At 71.2% G+C, this 24,042-nt stretch carries 14 protein-coding genes; 5 read left to right on the forward strand and 9 right to left on the reverse strand.

The window, feature by feature from the left end; translation table 11 throughout:
- The first annotated feature begins 135 nt into the window (after positions 1 to 135).
- The 5 genes from ACN27J_RS06225 (at position 136) to ACN27J_RS06245 (ending at position 14,628) form a co-directional block, all read left to right on the forward strand.
- A complete protein-coding gene (locus ACN27J_RS06225; RefSeq protein ID WP_421364407.1) occupies positions 136 to 1,449 on the forward strand; it encodes an MFS transporter in 1,314 nt (437 codons plus the stop codon).
- Positions 1,446 to 10,565: a MupA/Atu3671 family FMN-dependent luciferase-like monooxygenase gene (locus ACN27J_RS06230; protein ID WP_421364409.1), complete on the forward strand. Its 9,120-nt coding sequence runs from the start codon at positions 1,446 to 1,448 to the stop codon at positions 10,563 to 10,565. Before ACN27J_RS06225 ends, ACN27J_RS06230 begins: the two co-directional genes overlap by 4 nt.
- On the forward strand, positions 10,562 to 12,049 hold the full coding sequence (locus ACN27J_RS06235) for a condensation domain-containing protein (RefSeq protein WP_421364411.1): 1,488 nt from the start codon (positions 10,562 to 10,564) through the stop codon (positions 12,047 to 12,049). Before ACN27J_RS06230 ends, ACN27J_RS06235 begins: the two co-directional genes overlap by 4 nt.
- A gap of 312 nt (positions 12,050 to 12,361) precedes the next feature.
- Entirely contained in the window at positions 12,362 to 13,822 is a 1,461-nt protein-coding gene (locus ACN27J_RS06240) for an RICIN domain-containing protein (protein ID WP_421364413.1), read from the forward strand.
- Positions 13,823 to 13,842: 20 nt separating this feature from the next.
- On the forward strand, positions 13,843 to 14,628 hold the full coding sequence (locus ACN27J_RS06245) for a spermidine synthase (protein WP_421364414.1): 786 nt from the start codon (positions 13,843 to 13,845) through the stop codon (positions 14,626 to 14,628).
- A gap of 71 nt (positions 14,629 to 14,699) precedes the next feature.
- On the opposite strand, the gene ACN27J_RS06250 is transcribed toward ACN27J_RS06245, so the two are convergent.
- The 9 genes from ACN27J_RS06250 to ACN27J_RS06290 all read right to left on the reverse strand — a co-directional run bounded on the left by ACN27J_RS06250 (position 14,700) and on the right by ACN27J_RS06290 (position 24,041).
- On the reverse strand, positions 14,700 to 15,929 hold the full coding sequence (locus ACN27J_RS06250) for a cellulose binding domain-containing protein (protein ID WP_421364416.1): 1,230 nt from the start codon (positions 15,927 to 15,929) through the stop codon (positions 14,700 to 14,702).
- A 105-nt stretch (positions 15,930 to 16,034) separates the two neighbouring features.
- Complete coding sequence (locus ACN27J_RS06255; protein ID WP_421364417.1) at positions 16,035 to 16,970, reverse strand: PaaX family transcriptional regulator C-terminal domain-containing protein; 936 nt, start codon at positions 16,968 to 16,970, stop codon at positions 16,035 to 16,037.
- A 41-nt stretch (positions 16,971 to 17,011) separates the two neighbouring features.
- On the reverse strand, positions 17,012 to 17,347 hold the full coding sequence (locus ACN27J_RS06260; RefSeq protein ID WP_421364419.1) for a VOC family protein: 336 nt from the start codon (positions 17,345 to 17,347) through the stop codon (positions 17,012 to 17,014).
- Positions 17,344 to 18,327: an LLM class flavin-dependent oxidoreductase gene (locus ACN27J_RS06265; protein WP_421364420.1), complete on the reverse strand. Its 984-nt coding sequence runs from the start codon at positions 18,325 to 18,327 to the stop codon at positions 17,344 to 17,346. Before ACN27J_RS06265 ends, ACN27J_RS06260 begins: the two co-directional genes overlap by 4 nt.
- Before the next feature lie 8 nt (positions 18,328 to 18,335).
- Entirely contained in the window at positions 18,336 to 19,307 is a 972-nt protein-coding gene (locus ACN27J_RS06270; RefSeq protein ID WP_421364422.1) for an enoyl-CoA hydratase/isomerase family protein, read from the reverse strand.
- Positions 19,308 to 19,322: 15 nt separating this feature from the next.
- Positions 19,323 to 20,315, reverse strand: a complete 993-nt coding sequence (locus ACN27J_RS06275; protein ID WP_421364424.1) for an LLM class flavin-dependent oxidoreductase — start codon at positions 20,313 to 20,315, stop codon at positions 19,323 to 19,325.
- A complete protein-coding gene (locus ACN27J_RS06280; RefSeq protein ID WP_421364426.1) occupies positions 20,312 to 21,901 on the reverse strand; it encodes a class I adenylate-forming enzyme family protein in 1,590 nt (529 codons plus the stop codon). The genes ACN27J_RS06275 and ACN27J_RS06280 overlap by 4 nt, the downstream gene beginning before the upstream one ends.
- Positions 21,898 to 22,917, reverse strand: a complete 1,020-nt coding sequence (locus tag ACN27J_RS06285; RefSeq protein WP_421364428.1) for an LLM class flavin-dependent oxidoreductase — start codon at positions 22,915 to 22,917, stop codon at positions 21,898 to 21,900. The genes ACN27J_RS06280 and ACN27J_RS06285 overlap by 4 nt, the downstream gene beginning before the upstream one ends.
- Positions 22,914 to 24,041: an LLM class flavin-dependent oxidoreductase gene (locus tag ACN27J_RS06290; RefSeq protein WP_421364430.1), complete on the reverse strand. Its 1,128-nt coding sequence runs from the start codon at positions 24,039 to 24,041 to the stop codon at positions 22,914 to 22,916. The genes ACN27J_RS06285 and ACN27J_RS06290 overlap by 4 nt, the downstream gene beginning before the upstream one ends.
- Position 24,042: the final 1 nt, after the last annotated feature.

Below are 24,042 nucleotides of genomic sequence, written 5' to 3' on the forward strand. Positions count from 1 at the left end.
GGCGGTAGTCATCACGTAACGACGAGCCAATGGCGACCACCGTCCCTGGGGGCACAGCTTGCCGCACCCATCCTGCTCTGCCGGACACCCCCCACGCCCGAGGTCGACGGCACCTGACGTATCCGCCGGCCGCTCGTGACCGTCACCGATCAGGACCCGGGCCGCACCAGCAGCGGGATGCGGCACTTCCGGTTCCTGGTGGTCGGCAACGCGGTCTCGGCGTACGGCACCTATCTGGACATGATCGCGCTCAGCCTGTTCGCGTACTCGCTGACCGGCAGTGCCACGCACACCGGGTTGTTCCTGGCACTACGGCTGGCCACGAGTGTCCTCACCGGATTCGGTGCCGGGAGCCTGGTGTCCCGGCTCGACCGCAAGCGGATCATGGTGACGTCCGACATCAGTCAGGCGGTCGCTTTGGTCGTGCTGGTTCTCGCACCGACGACGGCCCAGGCCGGCCTGCTGTACGCCGTCGCGGTCGTCACCGGCGCTGGCGCCACCCTCACCAGCGTCGCGCTGCGCAGCAGCATCCCCGAGATCGTCGGGCAGGACCAGCGGGTCCGGGCGAACGCGCTGCTCGCCACCGGCCGATCGCTGGCGATGGTCGCCGGATTCGCCTCGGCCGGAGTCCTCATCTCCACGGTCGGCTACACCGGTGCGTTCCTCATCGACGCCGGAGCGTTCCTTTTCTCAGCCGCGGTCCTGGCCCGGCTACCGATCACCACCCGCAGCCGACAGCCGGCAGCCGCAGCGGGCTCCGGGCCGGGCTCAGGGCGGGGCGCCGCGACGGACACCGGGCCGGACTCCGGGCCGGACGAGGCGCGACGGCCGTCCGGAGTCCTCACCGCGCAGTTGACGGCCCTGCGCTACCTGCGGGTGACCCCGGTCCTGCTCGCACTGATCAGTCTGCGCGCCGCCGACGCGTTCGGCTCGGCCTCGCACAACGTCGGCCTGCCGGTGCTGTCCACCATGCTGGACCCGCAGCATCCGGCCGCGTTCATGTCCCAGTTCTGGGCCACCTGGGCGATCGGCAACATCATCGCGCAGCGCGCCGTCGCCCGCTGGGCCAGGCGCACCGGCCGGACCATCAACGAGCGCGCGTTCGCCGCTGGCGCGGCGCTCATGTCGGTGGCCTTCATCCTCACCTTCACCGCGCCGCCGCTGCCGCTGGCCATCCTGGTCGCCACCGCCGCCGGTATCGCCGACGGTTTCACCGAGATCGCCTACACCACCCGGCTGCAGGCCACTCCGGATGATCAACGCGGCTACGTCTTCGGATTCTCGGCGACCGCGGAGAACCTCGGCTTCGGCGTCGGCATGGTGGCCTGCTCCTTCCTGCTGGAACAGTTCAGTCCGTTGACCGTGGTCACTCTGTTCCACGGGCTGGCGGTGCTGCTGGCAGTGGCTTTCCTGGCCACGCTGTGGGCGCGTCGACGGACGACGACATGAGCGTGCCGACACGCGGTGGCACCGGCGACCGGCGGATCGCCGTTATCGGCATGGCGTTGCGGCTGCCGGGCGCGGACACCCCGCAGGCGTACTGGCGCAACATCCGCGACGGCGTGACCAGCGTACGCAGGTTCAGCCCCACCGAGTTGGCCAACGCCGGGGTACCGGCGCAGCTGCGCGAGTCACCCGATTTCGTCGCCGTCAGCGGCGTGCTCGACGAGATCGACTCGTTCGACGCCGATTTCTTCGGGATGAGCCCGCAGGAGGCGCGCACGGTCGACCCGCAGCACCGGCTGTTCCTGCAGACCTGCTACCACGCACTGGAGAACGGCGGGTACGCGGTCAGCCGACCCGACACCAGGGTGGGCATCTTCGCCGGTGTCGGATACCACCTGTATCCCCTCAACACCTACCTGCGCAACAACCTGGCCGACGCCCGCTGGGACGGTGACTTCGGCCCGGCCTTCCAGGTGGCTCTCGGAAATTTCAACGACTTCGTCGCCACCAGGGTCGCGTACCGGCTCGGCCTGACCGGCCCGGCGGTCACCGTGCAGAGTGGCTGCTCGACGGCTCTGGTGGCGGTGCACCTGGCCGGACAGGCGTTACTAGCCGGCGACGCCGACCTGGCCCTGGCCGGCGCGTCGGCGGTGCACATCCCGCAGATCCTGGGTTACCGCCACGTCAAGGGCACCATCCTGTCCCGCTCCGGCCGGTGCCGCGCGTTCGACGCGTCGTCCGACGGCACCGTCGGCGGCAACGGGGTCGCGGCGGTGCTGCTCAAGCGGTACGACCGGGCGGTCGCCGACGGGGACACCATCCACGCGGTGATCCTGGGCGGCGGAGTCAACAACGACGGCGCGACGAAGACCAGCTACGCCGCGCCCAGCGCCGCCGGGCAGCGCGACGCCATCCTGCGGGCGCTCGACGTGGCCGGGGTCTCCCCCGAGACGATCGGCTACCTGGAGACCCACGGCACCGGCACCTACAAGGGCGACCCGATCGAGTTCGAGGCCATGACATCGGCCTACCGCCGGCGTACCGACCGGACCGGCTACTGCGCGATCGGCTCGGCCAAGCCGGCCATTGGACACCTGGACGCCTGCGCCGGTATGGCCAGCCTGATCAAGACGGTGCTGGTGCTGCGGCACGCGACGGTCCCGCCGCTGGTCGGGTTCGAGCGACCCAATCCGGCGTTGGACCTGGCGGCCAGCCCGTTCGTCATCCCCACCGAGGCGCGCGCCTGGCCCGATCTGCCCGGGCCGCGCCGGGCGGGGGTGACCGCACTCGCGGTCGGTGGCACCAACGTCCACCTGATCCTGGAGGCACCGCCGGCAGCACGACCGACGCTGCCGGCGACGACGAATCCCGCTAGCCCGGTGCCGGCGGTGCCGACGGAACCGGTGCCGGTGCCGCTCTCGGCGTACCACCCGGAGAGTCTGCGTACGCTCGCCCGCCGGATGCGCGACCACCTGCGGGCCGACCCCGGGCTCGACCCGGCCGACCTGGCCACCACCACCGCGCTCGGTCGGCCGCACCTGCCGCACCGACTCGTCGTGACCGGCGCGACGACGACGGCACTCGCGGACGCCCTGGACGACTACCTCGCCGCGCCGGGGCGGCAACGCCCGGGGCGGGTGGCCACCGGCACGGTGCCGGGTGCCGGCATCGCCTCCGGCGGGCTCGGCGGGGTGGCGCCGGTGGTGGTGTACGGCGGGCAGGGCACCTCGTACCCGGGTATGGCCGGGCCGCTGTACCGGCGGTACCCGCAGGTGCGGGCGGTGCTCGACGCCTGCGAGGCGTACCAGCGCCGCTGCGGCGGACCGTCGGTGCTGACGCCGCTGCTCGACGCCGTCTCCGGTGACGACCGGATCTGGCCGGCCGACGTGGCGCAGCCGGCGCTGTTCGCGTTCCAGGTCGCACTGACCGGGCTGTGGCGTTCGCTCGGGGTGGCGCCGCGCCTCGTCGCCGGCCACAGCATCGGCGAGTACGCGGCCCTGGCCGCAGCCGGCGCGCTGACGATCGAGGACGGTCTGCGGCTGACCGGGCTACGCGGACGGCTGATGCGGAAGCACACCGCACCCGGCGGCATGGTGGCCGTCTTCGCCACCCGGGCCACGGTCGACGAGGTGCTCGCCACCGACCGGCGGCTCGACCTCGCCGCGACCAACGCGGCCGAGCAACATGTCGTCGCCGGGCCGGTCGAGGCGCTCGACGCCGGCTGCGGTGTGCTGGACCGCCTCGGGGTGCGTTGGCACCGGCTCGCCGTCGACCGCGCCTTCCACTCGGCACTGCTCGACCCGATCCTCCCCCGGCTCGGCGAGGCGTTCGGGTCGGTCCCGTGGGCGCCGTTGGACACGCCGCTGGTCAGCAGCGTGGACGGCACCGTGCTGCCGGTGGGGCACCGCCCCGACCCGGCGTACCTGGTGCGGCAGACCCGGATGCCGGTCCGGTTCGACCTGGTCGCGGCCGCGATCGCCGAGACGTCGGCCGCCGCCGGGTCGGCCGGCGTGCCGGTGCTGGAGCTCGGTCCACAACCGAGTCTGGTCGGGTTGCTGCGCTCGGCGCTGCCCGGATGGCCGGTGCTCGCCGCACAGCGCCGGGGCACGGAACTCAATCAGCTCATCGACAGCTTCGCCCAACTGCACGTACACGGGGTCGATTTGGACTGGGCCGCCCTGCTCGGCTCTGGGCACGCACGCCGGGTGCCGCTGCCCGCATATCCGTTCCAGCGCCGAGTCCACTGGACCGGACCGCCGCTGGCACGAACCGAACCTGGAGGGTCGATGGCCGACGTTGACACCGTCCGCGAGGCTGGCTCCGCGGTCGCCGCCGGATCAGCCGCGCCGGACCTCGCGCCGGTGGTCGAGCGGGTACGCGAGATCAGCGCCCGGCACCTCGGCTGCGACCCGGACGACATCGCCGTCGACCGCCCGTTCGTCGAGATGGGTGCCGACTCGCTCGCCATGATCAACGCGCTGCGGGAGTTCGAAGGCGAGTTCGGTGTCCGACTCGCCATGCGCGAACTGTTCGAGGAGGCGGACACCCCGAGCAAGCTGTCGAGCCTGATCCTGTCCCGTCGGGCCCCGGCGCCGCCGGCACCAGCCACACCGGCACCGGCCGAACCGCCGGTGCCAACTGCGGTACCGGCAGCACCGGGCGTTGACGCGCACGGGCCCAGGGTGGTCGTGGCACCCGACAGCGGTCAGGCCGGCGCGGTCGCTACCGATCGCGGCCGAGCCCACCTGGACGACCTGCGGCGACGGTTCGTGGCGAAGACCCGGGGGTCGAAGGAAATCACCCAGCGCCACCGTGGCGTGCTGGCCGACAGCCGGGCGGTCGTCGGCTTCCGCAGTGCCACGAAGGAGATGCTGTACCCGATCGCCGGCCAGCGCGCCAAGGGCGCATGGCTGGAGGATATCGACGGCAACCGGTACGTCGACATCACCATGGGCTTCGGGGTGCTGCTGTTCGGCCACGAGCCGGACTTCGTCGCCGACGCGGTCCGGGAGCATCTGTCCCGAGGCGTTCAACTCGGACCGCGCAGCGTCGACACGGGTGCGGCCGCCGTGCTGTTGAGCGAGCTGACCGGGATGCCCCGGGTAGCGTTTGCCAACTCGGGCACCGAGGCGAACTCGGCGGCGATCCGACTAGCCCGCGCCGCCACCGGACGCGACAAGATCGTCATGTTCCACGGGTCCTACCACGGACATGCCGACAACGTGCTCGGCCGCTCGGTCGGGACCGGAGCGGACCGGACCACCGTCCCGGTCAGCACCGGCATCCCGGCCAGCGCCGTCGCGGACCTGGTCGTGCTCGACTACGGCGTACCGGAGAGCCTGCAGGTGATCGAAGAGCTCGGCGAACAGTTGGCCGCCGTCGTGGTCGAGCCGGTGCAGAGCCGCCACCCGGCGCTGCAGCCGGCGGAGTTCCTGCGCCGGCTCCGCGACATCACCCGGCGGTACGGCATCGTGCTGATGTTCGACGAGATGCTCACCGGGTTCCGGCCCCATCCGCGCGGCGCCCAGGGCCTGTTCAACGTGACCCCGGACCTCGCCACGTACGGCAAGCTGCTCGGCGGTGGCTTCCCGATCGGGGCGATCGCCGGACGCGCCGACATCATGGACGGCGTCGACGGCGGTTTCTGGCGCTACGGCGACGACAGCCGCCCGCAGCGGGAGACGACCTTCTTCGGCGGCACCTACATCCAGCATCCGGTGTCCATGGCCGCCGCGCGCGCAGTGTTGACCCGGTTGACCGAGCACAGCCCACGGCTGCAGCAGGAGCTCAACGCTCGGACCGACCGGCTCGTCGGCACACTGAACGACTTCTTCACCGAGGAGGAGTACCCGCTGCGGCTGAATCACGTCGGCTCGCAGTTCCGCTTCGAGCACCGCGCCGACCTCGAGCTTCTCTACCACCACCTGCTGCTCAAGGGGGTGTACGTCTGGGAGTGGCGCAACTTCTTCCTCTCCACCGCGCACACCGATGACGACGTCGACCTGGTGATCGACGCGGTGCGCGCCTCGCTACGCGAGATGCGCGGCGGCGGGCTGCTCCCCCGTCCGGCCGGCACCGCCGTGCCCACGGCGAAACCGAACGGCACCGCCCGGGTCGAACCGACGGTACGGACCGGACCGACGATGAGTGTCGCCGCAGCGGGCGGCCCCACACCGGCGGACGCACCGGCGGGCGCACCGGTGCGTCCGGCACCGGACTTCAGCGTGTACTTCTTCGGCGACTATCCGGCCGGCTCGGGGGCTGCCGACCCGTACGAGCTGATCGTCGACACGGCCCGCTTCGCCGACCGGCACGGATTCCACGCGCTGTGGATCCCGGAGCGCCACTTTCACTCCTTCGGCGGGGTGTTCCCCAACCCGGTGGTACTGGCCGCCGCGCTGGCCCGCGAGACGAGCCGGATCCGGTTGCACGCCGGATCGGTGGTCCTGCCGCTGCACGACCCGATCCGGGTCGCCGAGGACTGGTCCATGGTCGACCGGCTGTCCGGCGGCCGGGTCGGCATCGGCTGCGCACCCGGCTGGCACGCGGGCGACTTCGTCCTCGCCCCGGAGCACTTCGGCACCCACCGCGACGTGATGTACCGCCACCTCGACCAGGTACGCCGGCTGTGGCGTGGCGAGGCCGTCGAACGGCGCAGCGGCACCGGCGAACCGGTCGAGATCCGCACCCTGCCCCGCCCGGTGCAGGCGATGCCGCCGATGTTCGTCGCCGTGGTGGGCAATCCGGAGTCGTACCAGCGCGCCGCCGAGCACGACCTCGGCATCGTCACCAACCTGATGAGCCAGTCGGTGGAGCAGTTGGCCGACAACATCCGGCGCTACCGTAAGACCCGCGCCGAGCACGGGCTCGACCCGCACGGCGGCCGGGTGGTCGTGCTCGTGCACACCTACCTCGGTGCGGACTCGGCCCGGGCGCGGGCCGAGGCGTTCGCGCCGCTGAAGGCGTACCTGCACTCCTCGCTGTCGCTGTTCGGACAAATGACCAACAGTCTCGGATTCCAGGTGGACCTCGACACCGCCGACGCCGACGACCTGGACTACGTGTTCCAGCGCGCCTACGACCGGTACTGCGAGGCACGGGCGCTGATCGGGTCGCCGGACGACGGCGCCCGGCTGATCGACGCGCTCACCGCCGCCGGAGTCGACGAGGTGGCCGCGCTGGTCGACTTCGGCGCATCCCCCGACCAGGTGCGGGCCGGTTTGCCGCAGCTGGACCGGCTACGGGCCAGCTACCAGGCGCCGGCCGACGCGCCACCGATCGACACGTCGGCGGGCGGCCACCGGGCGACCGGTCGCCCGGTGGCCGCCCGCGACGTGGACCCGGACCGGTCCGGACCGACGTCGCGCGGGCAGGCGCGGATGTGGTTCCTCGAACGGCTGCATCCGGGCCAGGGCACCTACAACGAGGCGGTCACCGTACGGCTCGACGGTCCGCTGGACGTGCCGGCGCTGCGGGCCGCGCTGGACCAGCTGGTGGCCCGGCATGCTGCGCTGCGGACCGTGTTCCGGGAGCGCGACGGCGAACCGGTCCAGGTCATCCTCGGCGAGGGCACAGTGGACCTCATCGTGGAGGAGCACGCCGGGCGGGACGAGGACGACACCGTACGGCGGCTGCTGGCCGAGGAGAGCCGGCGCGTGTTCGACCTCGCGCAGGGTCCGCTGCTGGTGACCCGGCTGCTGCGCTGGTCGGCCGAGCGGCATGTGCTGATGTTGTCCCTGCACCACATCGTGGTCGACGCCGCGTCGGTGCGGGTGCTGGCCGGGGATCTCTCCGCGTTGTACCGTGCCGTACTCGACGGCCGGCCCGCCGACCTGCCGGAGCTGCCGGTGGACTGCCTCGACCTGGCCCGGCGGGAGGCGGACGCCGGCGGCGGTTCGCCCGACGAGCCGGCCGGTCTGTCCTACTGGCGGCAGCGACTGGCCGGTGAGCTGCCGGTGCTGGACCTGCCGACCGACCGACCACGCCCGACGGTCCGCGGTGGCACCGGCGCGTCGGTCCGGTACCGGCTCGACCCGGAGCTGTCCGGGCTGCTGAGCCGGCTCAGTAGCGCGCACCGGGCCACGCTGTTCATGACGGTGCTCGCCGGGTACGCGGCCACGCTACGCCGGTTCACCCGCAGCGATCAGCTGGTCGTCGGCACACCGGTGTCGGTCCGGCCCACCGGTGCCGAGGCAGTGGTGGGGTTCTTCCTCAACACGGTCGCCCTGCGGCTGGACCTGTCCGGCGACCCGACCTTCGCCAACCTGCTCAAGCAGGTCCGCGACACCGCCCTGGACGCGTACGACCATGCCGACGTGCCGTTCGACGCCGTCGTCGGCGCGGTGAGCCCGGACCGGGACACCAGCCGGACCCCGGTCTTCCAGACCATCGTGGAGTTCGACAACGGCGGCGACCCGCTCCCGCTCGACCTGCCCCGGGTGACCGCCCGCGCGCTGGCACACCGGGCCGAACGGGCGGTGACCGACCTGGCCCTGTACGTGACCAACCACGCCGACGGGATCGACTGCCGGTTGGAGTACGGCACCGACCTGTTCGTGGCGGACAGCGCCGAGCGGCTGCTGTCGTATCTCGTCGCGACCCTGGCCGCCGCCGTCGACCAGCCCGATACGCCGATCTCGAAGCTGGTCGGCGTCCTCGACACCGACCGGGACGCGCTGGCCCGTTGGGGCGTTGGACGCCAACGCGAGGTGGCGCCCGGTGGCGTGCCCGACGCGGTGCGGCAGTGGGCGCAACGCACCCCGCAGGCGGTCGCGGTGATCGGCGGCGGCACGGTGCTGACCTACCGGCAACTCGACGAGCAGGCCACCGCTCTGGCGCAGCGGCTGGCCCGGCAAGGGATCGCCGCAGGCGACATCGTGGCGCTGTGGCTGCCCCGGTCGCCGGAGTTCGTCGTCGCCGCCCTGGCGGTGCTGCGCGCCGGAGCCGCGTACCTGCCGTTGGATCCGTCCCTCGGCGGCCGGCAGGTGCGTTTCATGGTCTCGGACAGCGCGGCCCGGGTGGTGCTGGCCACCGGGGCTGACACCGCGCCGGACCTGCCCGACGGGGTCCGCCTGCTGCACGTCGACGAGTCCGGCGACGGTGACCCCGTCGGCGGGTACGGCGACCCCGGCCGTACGCCCATCAGGGACAGCGACCCCGGCCGCGCGGCGATCAGTCAGGATGCGGCGTGCTACGTCATGTACACCTCCGGTTCCACCGGCCGGCCGAAGGGTGTGACCATCACCCACCGCAGCGTGCTGAACCTGTGCCAGTGGTACCGCGACGAGCTGGAGCTGACCGCCGATGACCGTGGCGCCGTGGTGTGTGGGCAGAGCTTCGACGCCTCGGTGCTGGAGATCTGGCCGCCACTGCAGGTCGGTGCGAGCCTGACGATCGCCGACGATGCCGTACGGCTGGACTCGATGGCGCTGGCGCGTTGGATGCGTACCGCCGGGGTGAGCGTCGCGATGCTGCCCACGCCGGTCGGGGAAGGCTTGCTCTCGCTGCCTGTCTCGGCCCAGCCCCGACTGCGCCATCTCACCGTCGGCGGCCAGCAGCTGCGGGTACGCCCACAGCCCGGAGTCCGGTACGTCGTGCGCAACGTGTACGGGCCGACCGAGACGACGGTCATCGCCACGTCCGAGGTGGTGACACCGGCGGCGGCCGGGTCCGACGGTCCGATTCCGATCGGCCGGCCGCTGGACAACGTCCGCGTCGAGATCCGCGACGAGTGGGGCAACCTGGCTCCGGTCGGCGCCGTCGGGGAACTGTTCATCGGCGGTGCCGGAGTGGGTCGTGGCTACCTGAACCGGCCCGAGCTGACCGCGCAGCGGTTCGTCGACGACCCGGCCGGCGGTGCCGGTTCCCGCCGCTACCGCACCGGCGACCTGGCGCGGTGGACCGCTGACGGGGTGCTGGTGTTCCTCGGCCGTACCGACGATCAGGTCAAGATCCGGGGAAACCGGGTCGAGCCAGGCGAGGCGTCCGCGGTGCTGCGCGGGCTGGATCTGGTCGCCGACGGCATCGTGGTGGCCCGCCGAGACCGGCGCAACGAGGCGTACCTCGCCGGGTACGCGGTACCCGCGCCGGGCGTGGCACCCGACGGACTGGCCGACCGGATCGTCGCCGCGATGGCCCGCGAGCTACCCGATGTGCTGATCCCCCGGGTGTGGGCGGTGCTGCCGGCGCTGCCGCAGACCGGCAACAACAAGGTCGACCGGGCCGGGCTGCCGGAGCCGGCCATCCGTACCGGTGAGCCCACGCCGCCGCTGGCCCGACCGGTCCCCCGGCCACCGGCCGAGCCGCCGACACCACAACCGGTGGCCCGGCACGACGACCCGACCGGTGACGCGCTGACCGGGACGGTGCGGGCGTTGTGGGCCGCCGAACTCGATCTGGATCCGGAGCACATCGACCACGGCGCGTCCTTCTTCGCCCTCGGCGGCCATTCGATCAACGCGATGCGCCTGCTCAACCGGGTACGCGAGGCCACCGGAGCGGACTATCCGGCGTTGGAGTTCTTCCGCGCCCCGACCATCGCGGCGATGGTCGGCCGGCTGCGCGGACCCGCCACGTCCGTTGACGACGGGCCCTCCCGCCGGGTGCGGGGCACGCTGTGACCTTCGACGAGCTGCTGGAGTACGTCGCCGGGCACGATGTACGGCTCACCGGCACCGGCGACACCCTGCACTACGACGCCCCGGCCGCCGCGATGGGTCCGCAACTGGTCACCGCGCTGCGGTCGTACAAGGGTGAACTGTTGCGCTGGCTGGCCGCACCGGCTGACGAGCGCGAGATCACCCGGGCGCCGCTGTCGGCCCAGCAGGAGCGGGTGGTGGAGGTCGCCGGGCGTAGCACGCACCCCGCCAGCTGGAACGTCGGTCTGCGAGTGGAACTGGTCGGCGACCTCGATGTCGCCGCGCTCGACGCCGCGCTCGATGGTCTGGTCGCCCGGCACCATGCGCTGCGTGCCCGGCTGATCCGCGACGGTGGCACCTGGACCCAGCGGATCCTCGCCCACCGGCCGGTCCCGCTGCCCGTCGTCGAGCTGGCCGCGCTGCCGCCGGAGGCGGCGCGGCGGCGCGCCGAGACCCTCTGCCGGGAGGTGGTGGCACCGGTGTTCGCGCTGGCGGACGAGGCACCGGTGCGATACACGCTGATCCGGCTAGCGCCCGACGAGTCCTGGCTGATGTTGGTCTTGCATCACGTCGCCTGCGACGGCCGGGCGGTCACCGTACTGCTGCGCGAGCTGGCGGACGGGTACCGCACCGCCCGCGACGCAGGTACGCCGGACTTCGGCCCACCCGCCACCCAGTGCACCGACTACGCACGCTGGCAGCAGGGCCAGTGGGATGAGCCGACCCGCCGCCGGCGGCTGGCCTACTGGGCGGAGCACCTTGGCGACGGGCCGCTGGCGCTGGAGCTGCCATTCGACCGCCCCGCACCGCAGCGGCCGAGTGGGCAGGCCGCCACCTGCCGGTTCGAGATTCCCGGACAGGTCCGGCTCGCCGCCGAGGTGCTCGCCCGGGAGCTGGGTGCCACGGTGACCGCGGTCGCCGCTGCGGCGTTGGCGCTGCTGCTCGCCCGGCTCAGCGGGCAGCCCGACGTGACCCTGTCGATGCCGTACGCCAACCGGTCACCCCGGGCGTACGAGGACACCGTCACCGTGCTGGCGACGGCGTTGCCGGTACGGATTCGCACCGCCGCCGCCACGACGTTCGCCCACCTGGTCGGCCAGGCCGCCGACGCCCTGTTCGCCGGCATCGACAATCTGCTGCCCACGGCCTGGATCTACCAGCAGCTACCCACGCCGGACAAGGGCGCGGCGCCGTCCGGGATGACGGTGAGCTTCGCCTTTCAGAGTACGTTCGACACCCGGATCGAGCTGCCGGCGTTGGCGGTACGGGTGCACGAGGTGCCGACCGGGGTCGGGCGGGCGGCCCTGGTGATCGTTCTGGTGCCCGGCCCGGACGGGATCGACGGCTATCTGGAGTATCCGGTGGACCGGCTCGACGACGACACCGTCCGCCGCTGGATGACGAGGTACGTCGACCTGCTTGCCTCGGCGGGTGCCGGCCCGAACCGCCTACTTGCCGACTTCTGACCGCCGGCGCCGTTCACCAAGCCGCCGGTGCCGTCCGACGAGGGCCGCGCCGACGGGCCCGGATTGAACGATCGTGTTCGATTCCTTGACACTCCAGATGCGCTCGCTAACACTGGTCCGAAACACGAACGTAACGTACCGAATACGTGGCTTCCTGCCCGGCCCGACGCGCCGGATCTGTCCTGCCCAGTGTTAACGCGAACATAGTCAGATCCACCGGAGAGACAGCGGTGCCGGCGGTAGCCGTCCGGCCCGGTGTCCGTTTCCCAGGGAGGCCAGATCTTGTCAGAGTCATCGTCCAGAACCCGGTCGTTGCGTCGATTGTCGATCACCCTGGTGGCCGCGGTGACGGCGATGGTCGGCACCGCAGTCGTCACATCGTCGCCAGCCACCGCCGCCACCAGCCAGTTCCGCGGCATGAACTGGGCCGTGCTGGGTGACAACTTCAGCACCGGTCCGCTCGTCGTGCACGGACTCAACTCATCCGACAGCAACGCGACGGTGCGGGCGAAGGCCAACGCCATCTACGACGACATGGCTGCCACCATGGGCGTCAACACCGTCCGGCTGCCGATCAACACCCACACGGTCGGGACGGCCTGGTGGGAGGCCTACCGAGGGGCCATCGACGCCGCCACCGAACGCGGGTTCAAGGTCATCCTCGCCTACTGGGAGGACGGTGCCGCCGCCGGCGGCCGGATCACGAACATGGCCGCGTGGAACGCGATGTGGTCCACGGTCACCAACACCTACGGGTCGAACCCCAACGTCTACTTCGAGCCGATGAACGAGCCGCACGGCTACAGCTCGGCGCAGTGGCGCGACGTCGCGGCCAACTGGCTCAGCTACCACTACTCGGCGGTGCCCGGTCGGGTGCTGATCGGCGGCACCGGCCTCAGCCAGGACCTGCGGGACGTCTGCAACGACAGCCGCTTCAACTCGACGCTGTTCTCCTTCCACCACTACGCCTTCTTCTACGGCGAGATGTCCTACGACGCCTTCCGCAGCCACATTCAGACCCGCCTCGGCAACTGCGCCTCCCGGGCGGTCGCCACCGAGTTCGGCGCGCCCATGAACGACGGCCGCAACTACGCCGACCCGAACAGCACCGACAACTTCGTCCGCCACATCCGCGCCATGGCCCAGGTCATGCGCGACAACCAGATGGGCGGCACCTACTGGCCGGCCCTCGGCGGCAAGACCGGCAACATCGGGTACGACTGGTACTCGATGTTCGCGCTCAGCGGCAGCGGCACCAGCCTGAACCTGACCGTCCGCAACCCGTCCGGCGCCGACCGGATCCGCTACGGCTGGGGCGACACCGTCAGCGACGACCCCTCGACGCCGCCGACGGGGACGTTCTACCGGGTCACCGCGCGGCACAGCGGCAAGGCCATGGACGTCCAGCAGCCGAACACCGACAACGGTGCCCGGGTCGGCCAGTACGCGTACAACGGCAACCCGTGGCAGCAGTGGCAGTTCCAGGATGCCGGCAGCGGCTACTGGCGTCTGATCAGCCGGCACAGCGGAAAGTGCCTCGACGTGGTGAGCGCGTTGACCGCCGACGGGGCCGAGCTCATCCAGTACACCTGCGGCACCGGCGCCAACCAGCAGTTCCAGATGGTCACCAACGGCAGCTACTTCCAGCTGCGGGCGCGGCACAGCGGAAAATGTGTGGACGTGCCGGCTGCGTCGACCGCCGACGGCGTCGTCCTCACGCAGTGGTCGTGCCACACCGGCACCAACCAGCAGTGGTCGCGTACGCCCGTCTGAGGATCGCTAGTCTGCTGGTCATGCGGACGTCCCGCGACCGGCTCGACCTGGCCGTCGACCCGGCCAGGTCGACCGGGCGCATGCTGCTCGCCGACGGCGTCGAGCAGTCGTACGTGGATGTCGCCGATCCCGCGTACCTGCGCTTCGAGTACGTCCGCCGGATGGCCGCCGGGGCCGATCTCGCCGCGCCGGCTGGTGCTCCGCTGGACGTGCTGCACCTCGGCGGCGGTGCGCTGACGCTGCCCCGCTACGTCGCCGCCACCCGGCCTGGCTCGGCGCAGACCGTCGTCGAGCGGGATCCCGAAGTGGTCGCGCTGGTGGCGCGGGAGCTGCCGCCCCGGCCGGCCGGCGTCGAGGTCGTGGTCGCCGACGCGCGGGAGGCGGTCACCGCCGCGCCCGCCGACGCGTACGATCTGGTGCTCGCCGACATCTACCAGGCGGCCCGGATGCCGCCGCATGTCACCACCGTCGGGTTCGCCGCCGAGGTCGCCCGGGTACTGCGACCTGACGGCATCTACCTGGTCAACGTCACCGACCTGCCACCGCTGGCCGGCACCCGGAGGCAGGTGGCCACCCTGCGGGCGGTCTTCGCCGACGTCTGTGCCATCGCCGACCGGCGGATGCTGCGGGGCCGACGGTACGGCAACGTGGTACTCGCTGCGGCACGGACGCCGGACCGCCTGCCGGTGGCGCGCCTGGTGGTACGAGCGCTGCGCGACCCGGTATCCGGCGGTGTGCTGCACGGACCGGCGCTGGACAGGTTCGTCGCCGGAGCCCGGCCCCGCGCCGACGAACCGCAGCGATGAAATCCCGGCTCGGCGGGCCGGCACCTGAGTGCCGGCCCGCCGAGCCGGTTGATCCGACCACGGTGGTGGAGTCAGGCTCCGGCGCAGGTGACGGTGGCGCCGCTGCCGTTTCCGCTGCCCTGGAATCCGAAACTGGTGCTCTGGCCGGCGGCCAGCCGACCGTTGTAGCTCTGGTTGGTGACGGTAACGGTGCCGCTGGTGCCACTGGCGACGCCGTTCCACATCGAACTGACCGACGCTCCGCTCGGCAGGTTGAGCGTGACCCGCCAGCCGGTGAGCGGGGTGCTTGCGGCGGTCACGGTGACGGTCGCGACGAAGCCACTGTTCCACTGGTCCTGCACCGTGTAGGCGGCGGTGCAGGCGGGGGTGCCGGTGGGCGGCGGGGTGGTCGGCGGCACCGTCGGCGGCGCAGTGGTGGGCGCCACGGTCGGCGGCGCAGTGGTGGGTGGCGGGTCGCCGTCGAGCGTCAGGTTCTTCTGCTGGACGCTCCACTGGCTGTGGCACAGGCCGCAGTTGGCGCCGACGAAGTTGGCGCCGGCGGTGGTGTCGCCCTTGAGCCGCCACTTGAGGTAGAGCACCGCCACCCGACCGAACTCGCCGCCGTTGGGCTGGTCGTAGGTGCCGCCGTGCCCGACGTTGAGGTTGCCCATGAAGGCGGGCAACCCGGCCGGCAGCTTGCCCCAGTCGTCGATGGCGTTCGGGTACGCGATGTCGCTGGGCCCGCCGATGAAGTAGGCGATCGGCTTGGTCAGTCTCCTGAGCTGGTAGTCGTCGGCGTCGTTCAGCAGACCGCTGCTGAAGATGCCGGTGGTGGTGACGCGCGGGTCGTTGGAGACGGCGTACGCCTCCAGTCCGCCACAGGAGAAGCCCGCCACGGCGACCTTTGTCGTGTCGAGCTTGTCGTAGTACTTGCTGCCCGGCCGGGAGTTTTCCGCGACGGCCCAGTCGATGGACTGGGTGAGCATCTGGGAGGTGGTGGAGCCGGACCCGTTCGGGGCGCCGTTGGCGATGGCGAGGAAGCCGTGGGAGGCGATCTCGCGGAGGAAGTTGCCTTGCGAGAGGCCGTTGGCCGAGCAGCCGCCGTTGCCCCAGACGAGGATCGGAAGGCGCTCGGCCGGGAGGTTCTGGGGTCGGAAGATGGTGTGGTTGGCCAGGCTGGCCGCGTTTTCGTAGTCAGCGGGATAGGGGCCGGAGCCGCCGACCGCGGCACCGGCCGGTGGCGCGCCGAGCGCGACGGTCACGGCGGCGACCGGGACGATGACGGTCGCCAGGACAGCGGCGATCTTCGGTCTACTTCGCATTGCCCCTCCTGCGGGTGTCGCGACAGGCGCGTGGACCGCCCGGCCGCGTCCCACAGCATTCCGATGCAAGCTGTGCAGTTACTATCACCCTGGCAACGAAATGTGTCAATGGATTGCCCGGTCGGAGTCCCTCGATGCCTGGAAGTGTGTGATCCACGAGGCGGCATCCGGCCAGTACGGCGTCACGACCTCGACGAGCCGGGCCTGCGCCAGCGAACCGAGCGCCGCGTGGATGTCCAGGAAGATCTCCCTGGCCTGCTGCCGGGGCCAGGGATCCGGCAGCAGATGCGCGGGCAGATCCGGATCGGTGTCGGGGAACCTCCGCCAGGAGTCCATGGCGGAGGTCCGGGCCACCAGGGCGCTGACCGCGTCCACCTGCCCGTCGCGCACGGCGGTGCGCAGCGGTGCGAACCGCGCGATGAAGCTCGAGTACGCGGCGGCCAGCCCGGCCAGGTCGTACGCGCCGGCCGGGCCGTGCGGCCCCGCCTCCTCGTCGAACCGGACATGCATGACCGACCACCGGGCGCCGGTCACGTGGCGCAGCAGCTCGCTCAGTGCCCGCTTCACCGGCTCGGCGTCGGATCCCGGCCGGATCCAGACACTGTCGTACAGGCCCACGAAACGCAACGCGCTCAACGCTCTGCGTACCGCGTGCCGCGACGCCTGACCGGGGCTCGGGATCGAGAAGGACACCATCAGCCACTGGCCGGACCACTGGGGCGGGCGGGCGCCGAAGCTCAGGAAGTGCCGCATCCGCGAACGGTGCCGGGCGATCGCGGCGGGCGTGAGGTGGTAGACCGGTGGCCGCCCGGTCCCCCGGGTCGCGATGAGTCCCCGCTTGACCAGTCGGGACAGCGCCGCGCGGGCGCTGGGCTCGCTGACCCCGAACTCAGCCAGGATCGCGATGACCGCCGCCGACGGCAGATCGGCGTCCGACGAGTCGAGATACTCACCGAGCAGGGTCGCCAGCAGATGCTGCGGGCTGGAGCCGGCCTGCGCGCGGGGGATGCGAAGGTCGTCGGCGGGTTCCTCGGCGTTCACCTCACCAGATTGCACCCACCGGGCCGGCACCGCCTCGCCGGTCAGGTCCGTCGTTCGTAGACGACGACTGGGACGCCGCCCGGGTCGACGACCACCGACCGCCGCTCGTGCGGGCCCGACACGGGCTCGCCGACGGACGCACCGGCCGCGGTCAACTCGGCGACGCAGCTGTCCAGGTCGTCGACCTCGACGCTGAGCAGGGTGCGGCCGGCGACGGGCTGCTGCGATCCGTCGGCCAGGCCGATGGTCACCGTCCCGTCGGTGAGCGCGACATACCGGTCACCGTCGCGGAACCGCACCGTCAGTCCGAGCCGGGTGTAGAAGTCGGCCTGGGCGGCCAGGTCCCCGGCCGGAACGATAACGTGGCCGATCCTCATCGCCGGAACCTCGGCATCACCTCGTGGGCGAACCGTTCGACAATCTCCACGGACCGCTCGATCGGCAGTCCGAGCCACTGGGCACGGAAGACGAAGTGGTTGAACCCGGCGGCGGCGAAGTCGGAGACCTTCGCGGCGATGTCGTCGGGAGAGCCGAAGAAGAGCGCCTTCTCCTTGATCGCCTCCCACTGGGACTCGAAGTAGTCCATGCCGTACTGGACGTACTCGCCGTAGGACCGCCGGACCGCGTCGCCGGCGATCGCGTGCGCGGCGTCGGCGGAGTCCGCGACGCACAGGTCCCGGTGGATCGGGAACACCGCGTCCTCGTCGTCGAACCCAGCCGCCCGGCGCTGTTCCCGGTACTCGGTCAGGTTTCCGATCGCCCAGTTGCGCCGCACGTTGGACGGGGCGAGCCACGGCAGTCCCTGACGGGCGATCCGGGCGATGCCGGTCGGGCCGTTGGCACCGACCCAGATCGGCGGGTGCGGCCGTTGCCGCGGTAGTACGCTGCACCGCACCCCGTCGAGGGTGAAGTGCCGCCCCTCGTGGTGGACGGGCTCACCGGTCCACAACCGCTGCATCACCGACAGCGCCTCGTTCATCCGCGACACCCGGGTACGCCGGTCGATGCCGAACGAGGCGAACTCAGCGTCGCGGTAGCCGGAGCCGATGCCCAGGACGAACCGACCACCGGACATCTGGTCGATGGTGGCGATCTCCTCTGCCCAGTGCACCGGATGTCCGAGGGGCAGGATGAGGATGCCGGTGCCGATCTGCATGCTGCCGGAGTGCTCGACGAGCCGGCTCAGCAGCGGCATCGGCTGGGGTGTGGCCAGCGACGACAGGTAGTGGTGGATGCCGAACACCGAGTCGTAGCCCAGGTCGCGGATGTGCTGGACGTACTCGACCGTCTCACCGATCCGCCGGTGCAGGTCGTCGCCGAGGTCGTACTGGTGGTCGAGGAGAATGCCGAACTTCACGGTTGCGCCTACTTCTCACGCGACCGGGTGTCGCTGAGCCGGAAGTACGGTGCGACCAGCCGGTCCCGGTCGGCCAGCGCCTGGCCGACGCCCTTCTCCCGGCGTTCCTTGAGGAAGTTCCAGTCCCCTTCGTCGAAGCTCACGTTGGTCGCCCAACCGTGCCCGACCCAGCCGGTCATCGCGCCGAGGCCCTTGCCCCGGGCCTCCATGACCAACTGCATCATCGACTTGCCCATCATCAGCGAGTCCAGCGGCATGACCGCGATCGCGTCGGCGTAGTCGTCGACCCACCGCTGCAGTTCGTCACGCTCGACGACCTTGGTGACCAGGCCCTTGCGTTCGCCCTCCTCGGCACCGATAGCCCGCATGGTCAGCATGACGTCCTTCATCGTGGTCAGGCCGACCTTCTCGATCCAGTGGTACATGTCCTGTGGGGCGGGACCGAGGTAACGGAACGCCGGATGGGTGAACCGGGCGTCGGGGCTGGCGATGACGATGTCAGCCGACAGCGCGATCTGGAAGTGGCCGCCGTAGCAGTACCCCTGCACCTGGCAGATGGTCGCCTTGAGCGACTCGATGATCGGGCGGGTGAATCCGGAGCTGAGCACGTTGCGGTCGGGCAGGATGCGTTGCCGCTGCGCCGGCCGCCGCCGCGATGACTTGTCGGTGCCGGTCCGGTAGCCGATGTAGTGCCCGAGTTCGGCGGCGTCGGCGCCGGTGCCGAAGTGTTCACCTTCGCCCTTGAACACGATGACCTTGACCCGGTCGTCGGTCTCGGCCGTCCGGACCAGGTCGCCGACGCGTTCGAAGGCGGCCACCGGAATGGCGTTGAGCCGCTCGGGACGGTCGAAGGTGATGGTGGCGACCGACCGCTGCTCGTCGACGTCGTACCGGACGTACTTCGCCAGGACCTCGGGGTCGACCTCCATGTTCTCGACGTCCCACTGGTGTTCCAGGAGTTCGGCTTCGGTCTTCTTCACGGCGGGTTCCTTAGGTCAGCTGGTATGGAAGGCGGGCATCACCTCGGCGGCGAACAGCCGCAGCGAGGCGCGCAGTTTCCCGGTCGGCATGCCGAGCCACCCGGGGCGGAAGATGACGTGGTCGAACCCCAGCTCCCGCAGGGCGGAGATCCGCTCGATGAGGAAGTCCGGTGAGCCCAGCAGCAGCGTGTTGCGGACCAGTTCGTCGAAGCGGTCCCGCTGCCAGCGCAGCGCCGGATACTCGGCGTAGGTGGCGTACTCCCGCCGGGCGTGCGGCAGCGCCTCGTTGACGGCCTGCTCGGTGCTCGGCGCGCAGTACAGCTCGACCCCGACCGGGCGCTGCACCGTCGTCGGGTCCCGGCCGTACTCGGCCAACGCCTCCTCGTAGACGGCCCGATGTTCGGGCAGGAACCGCCGGCTCGGTGAGTTGCCCGGCGCGTACCAGGCGTCGCCGAGACGGGCGGCCCGGCGGACCGCCTTCCGGCCGCCGGCGCCGATCCAGATCGGCGGACCGCCCGGGGTCAGCGGCGCGACGCCGATCGTCGCGTCGGTCTGCGGGTAGAACTCGCCGTCCTGGGTGACCGTTTGCCCGGTCCACAGCGCGCGGATCAGCCGGATGCTCTCGTCGAAGCGCCGGAACCGGGTCTGCGGGTCGATCCCGAAGGCGGCGAGCTCATTGTCCCGGTAGCCGGCACCGACGCCGAGGACCACCCGTCCGCCGGAGAGGTGGTCGAGGGTCGCGAACTCCTCCGCGATGTGTACGGGGTGGAACATCGGCAGCAGCAGAATGCCGGTGCCCAGCAGCATGTCGCCGGAGCGCGGGATGAGGCTGGCCAGCATGGAGATCGGTTGCGGGGTGGCCAGGTTCGACTGGAAATGGTTGATCGTCCAGACCGAGTCGTAGCCCAGTTCCGCGGCGAGTTCGACGGTGCCGAACAGGTCGGCCAGGTGCGCGCCGAGGTCGTCGCCGTGCGGATACTGGTGCGAGGCCATGATGCCGAACTTCATCCGGACGCACCTGCCTGCGTCGCACCTGCCGGCGTCGTGGCCGGCGTGGCTCGGCTGATCTTGCCGGTGGCGCTGCGTTCCAGCGCGGCGACGAACTCGATCCGTCGGGGCGTCTTGAAGTGGGCGAGCCGGTCCCGGGCGTACGCGACGAGGCGCTGGGAGAGTTCGCCGTCGGTCACCGCGTCGTCCGGCCTGCGCACCACGAGCGCGACCGGAATCTCGCCGAGCCGGTCGTCCGGCCGCCCGAGCACCCGCACGTCGCTGACCAGCGGATGCTTGCGCAGCTCGTCCTCGATCTCCTCGGGCCAGACCTGGAAACCACCGCATTTGATCATGTCTCGTTTCCGGCCGACCAGGAACAGCACCCCGTCGTCGTCGACGTAGCCGATGTCACCGGTGTGCACCCACCCGTCCCGGACCAGCTCACGGGAGGCGGCGTCGTCGTCGACGTAGCCCCTGGTCAGCTCGGAGCGGACCACCACCTCGCCCTGCCGGCCGCCCGGCAGGGCGGCACCGGTCTCGTCCCGGATCTCCAACTCCACCCCCGGGTAGACCCGCCCGGCGGAGCCGGGCTTCCAGCGGCCGGCCTTCATGTCCCGGCCGGTCCAGCCGGCGATGTGCCCGGCCTCGGTCGATCCGTAGTTGACCAGGATCGGCACCCGGTACCGCTCCTCGAAGGCGCGGCGCAGCGACCACGAGATGGCCTGGCCGGCCACCAGGACGGACTTGACCCCGTCGAATGGCAGGTCCCGTTCGGCGTGCACGATGTCGTAGACCATCGTGGGCAGGAAGAAGAAATTGTCGAACCGGAACCGGTCCATCAGGTCGGCGAGCCGGTCGACGCCGAACCTCTCCCAGACCACCGCCGGACGCCCGACGAAGAACGCGAACAGCAGCGAGTGCTGACCGCCGCTGTGGAACAGCGGCAGGGCGATGAGGTTCGGCCTGGCCGCCGCCGTAGCGGTGCCTTCGGCGTCGGTGCCGGTGGCGACGCGGGCCAGCCGCATCAGCGAGTCACGGGTCCCGCCGTGGGTGACGCTGACCGCCTTCGGCCGGCCGGTCGTCCCGCCGGTGAACAGCACGCAGGCCTCGGCCTGCGGGTCGACGTCGACCGCCGGCAGCCGGACCTGCCGACGCCACTGCAGCTGCTCGACATCCGGCTGCGCGACGCGGCGGATCGGGACTCCGGTGCCGGTGCTGGCGAGTTCGGCGATCACGTCCGGGCTGCGCCCGTCTACGAGCAGCAGCCGAGGGCTGGTCTTGGCCAGCGACTCGGCGAGTTCGGCCGCGTTGTACAGACTGCTGACGGTGACCGGGACCGCGCCGATCTTCCAGCAGCCGAAAAGGAAGAAGACAATGTCCGGGCCGTTGGTCAGGTAGCAGGCGACCCGGTCGCCGGCGCCCACGCCTTCGTCCCGCAAGGCGACCGCCACCCCACCGGCGAGCAGGTCGATTTCGTCGAACGTCCACGACCGGCCGTCCTCGCCGTACAGGCCGACGACGCCGGCACGGTCGGCGCGGCGGCGTTCCAGGACCCGGGCCAGATTGTCGGCGTCGGACGGCGTGCTCACGTGGTCGGTGCTCATCGGGCGACCTCCGGCGCGGATGGCGACGCGGGGCGTGACCCGGCGAGTCGGGGGACGACCTCCGCGCCGAAGCGGGCCAGTTGCTCCATCGCCTCGGCCTGGCTGGCGCCGACGAACTGGTGCCGCAGCGAGACCTCGGTGATGCCGAGTTCAGCCTCCCAGCGTCGCAGCTTGTCGACGATCTCGTCCGCCGAGCCGACCAGGCAGTCCTGCGCCAGGTACCGGTCGATGTCCAGGGACTGGGCGTCGTCCCAGGACCGGTATCCGGCGTACTGACGCTGCAGGTGCGGTCGGACGGCCTTGACCGCGGCGGGGTAGCTGTCGCCGATGAACGCCTCCCGGCTCATCGGATACTCACGGTCGAAAGAAAAGCCGCGGTCAGCGAGTTCGCCCCGGTAGACGCCGAGCAGCCGGGCGAGCTCCGCGTCGGTGCCCTTGGGACCGATGAGCCACGGCGCGTCCAGTCGAGCGGCGCGGCGGACCGCCGGCTCGGCGAACGCGCCGATCCACAGCGGAGGGCCGCCGGGCTGCACCGGCCGCAGCGCCAGCGACGCGCCGGGGACCTCGCCCCAGCTGCCGGCGATGTCGATCGTCTCGCCGTTCCACAGCGACCGCAGGATCGGGACGTACTCGCGTAGTCGGCGCAGCCGGTCGGTCCACTCCACGCCGAACGCGGCGGTCTCCCGCTTGCGGTAGCCGGCGCCGATGCCCACGGTCAACCGTCCCCGGCAGAGCACGTCGAGGGAGGCGAGGTCCTCGGCGAGCGCGACCGGGTTCAGCAGCGGTGCGAGCAGCACCCCGAAGCCGATGCGTACCCGGGTGGTCGCCCGGGCGAGGTAGCCGGCCAGCGGCACCGGTTGGACGAACGCCGACTTGGCGAGGAAGTGGTGGCCGAGGTAGACGGCGTGGAAGCCGGCCGCCTCGGCGGCGGCGGCCTGGTCCAGTACCTGGTCGATACCGTCGGAGGCGCTGGTCGACGGATCGAACTGGGCACTGAGGAAACAGCTGACCCTCATCCGATGACCGCCTGGCTGGCGGAGGTCGTCAAGACGTCATCGGCCCGGTCGTGGCCGTCGGTCCGGCCGCCCGCCTGGTCCGCCGCGCGGAAGTGCGGGATCACCTTGGTGGCGAACTCCTCCATGGACTTCAGCGCGCTCCGCCGGTCGAGCGACGGGATCCGCAGCCAACCGATGTAGTGGTTGATGCCGAGCTGCTCGCGCAGCATCTCGATGGTCTCGATGACGCGCTGCGCCGAGCCGAAGTTGCCACCGTGGGTCAGGGTCTGCTCCAGAGTCAGCAGTTCGATGTTCTTGGCGACCGCCGCGTAGTAGGACCGCTCCTGCTCGATCGCCTCCTCCGAACCCGGGATCACCTTCCCGACGGACTTGTAGTAGTTCATCGCGGCCCGGGCGGCCTCGCGCAGGCCGTCCTCGCCGTCGCCGCACCACACCTGTTGCATGAAGGGCAGTTCGTAGGTGGCGATGTCGAACCCGTTGGCCTGCATGCTCTGCCGGTAGAGGCTGAAGTTCTTCTGCATGATGCCCAACGGCGTGAAGTTCGGTGAGGTGATGATCGGCTCGCCGACCGCGCCGCGCTCCCGGAAGCTGTCCGGGGAGACCGTGCCCTGCAGGATCGGCGGACCACCGGGGGTGAACGGCCGGGGGTAGGTCGTGACGTCGTCGAAGTGGTAGATCTCGCCGTGGTAGGAGAACTTTTCCTGGGTCAGCGCCAACCGCAGCACGTCCAGGGTCTCCTGGTAGCGCTGCTTCGACTCGGCCAGAGCGATCCCGAAGCCGGCGAACTCGGCCGGCTGGTAGCCGCGGCCGACCCCGATGGTCACCCGACCACCGCTGAGCACGTCGAGCGCCGCGATGTCCTCGGCCAGCCGCAGCGGGTGATGCAGTGGAAGCACCAGCACGGCGGTGCCGATCGTGATCCGCCTGGTCCGCTCGGCGACGGCCATGCCGAAGTTGACCGGGCTGCCGAGGATGCCGTACTTCGAGAAGTGGTGCTCGGCCAGCCAGATCGAGTCGAAGCCGAGTTCGTCGGCCAGCTGGATCTCGTCGAGAGTCTCTCGTAGCACCTGATGGTCCGATGCCCCGTCGGCCACCGGGAACAGGTTCATGATTCCGAACTTCACG

Origin of the sequence: Solwaraspora sp. WMMB762 (assembly GCF_049179115.1) — a bacterium.
Classification (GTDB): domain Bacteria; phylum Actinomycetota; class Actinomycetes; order Mycobacteriales; family Micromonosporaceae; genus Micromonospora_E.

Bases quoted from the DNA above. Each gene is read 5' to 3' on its own strand.
- ACN27J_RS06230 (WP_421364409.1), top strand. From the start codon at position 1,446: ATGAGCGTGCCGACACGCGGTGGCACCGGCGACCGGCGGATCGCCGTT.
- ACN27J_RS06245 (WP_421364414.1), top strand. From the start codon at position 13,843: ATGCGGACGTCCCGCGACCGGCTCGACCTGGCCGTCGACCCGGCCAGG.
- ACN27J_RS06250 (WP_421364416.1), bottom strand. From the start codon at position 15,929: ATGCGAAGTAGACCGAAGATCGCCGCTGTCCTGGCGACCGTCATCGTC.
- ACN27J_RS06260 (WP_421364419.1), bottom strand. From the start codon at position 17,347: ATGAGGATCGGCCACGTTATCGTTCCGGCCGGGGACCTGGCCGCCCAG.
- ACN27J_RS06275 (WP_421364424.1), bottom strand. From the start codon at position 20,315: ATGAAGTTCGGCATCATGGCCTCGCACCAGTATCCGCACGGCGACGAC.
- ACN27J_RS06280 (WP_421364426.1), bottom strand. From the start codon at position 21,901: ATGAGCACCGACCACGTGAGCACGCCGTCCGACGCCGACAATCTGGCC.
- ACN27J_RS06285 (WP_421364428.1), bottom strand. From the start codon at position 22,917: ATGAGGGTCAGCTGTTTCCTCAGTGCCCAGTTCGATCCGTCGACCAGC.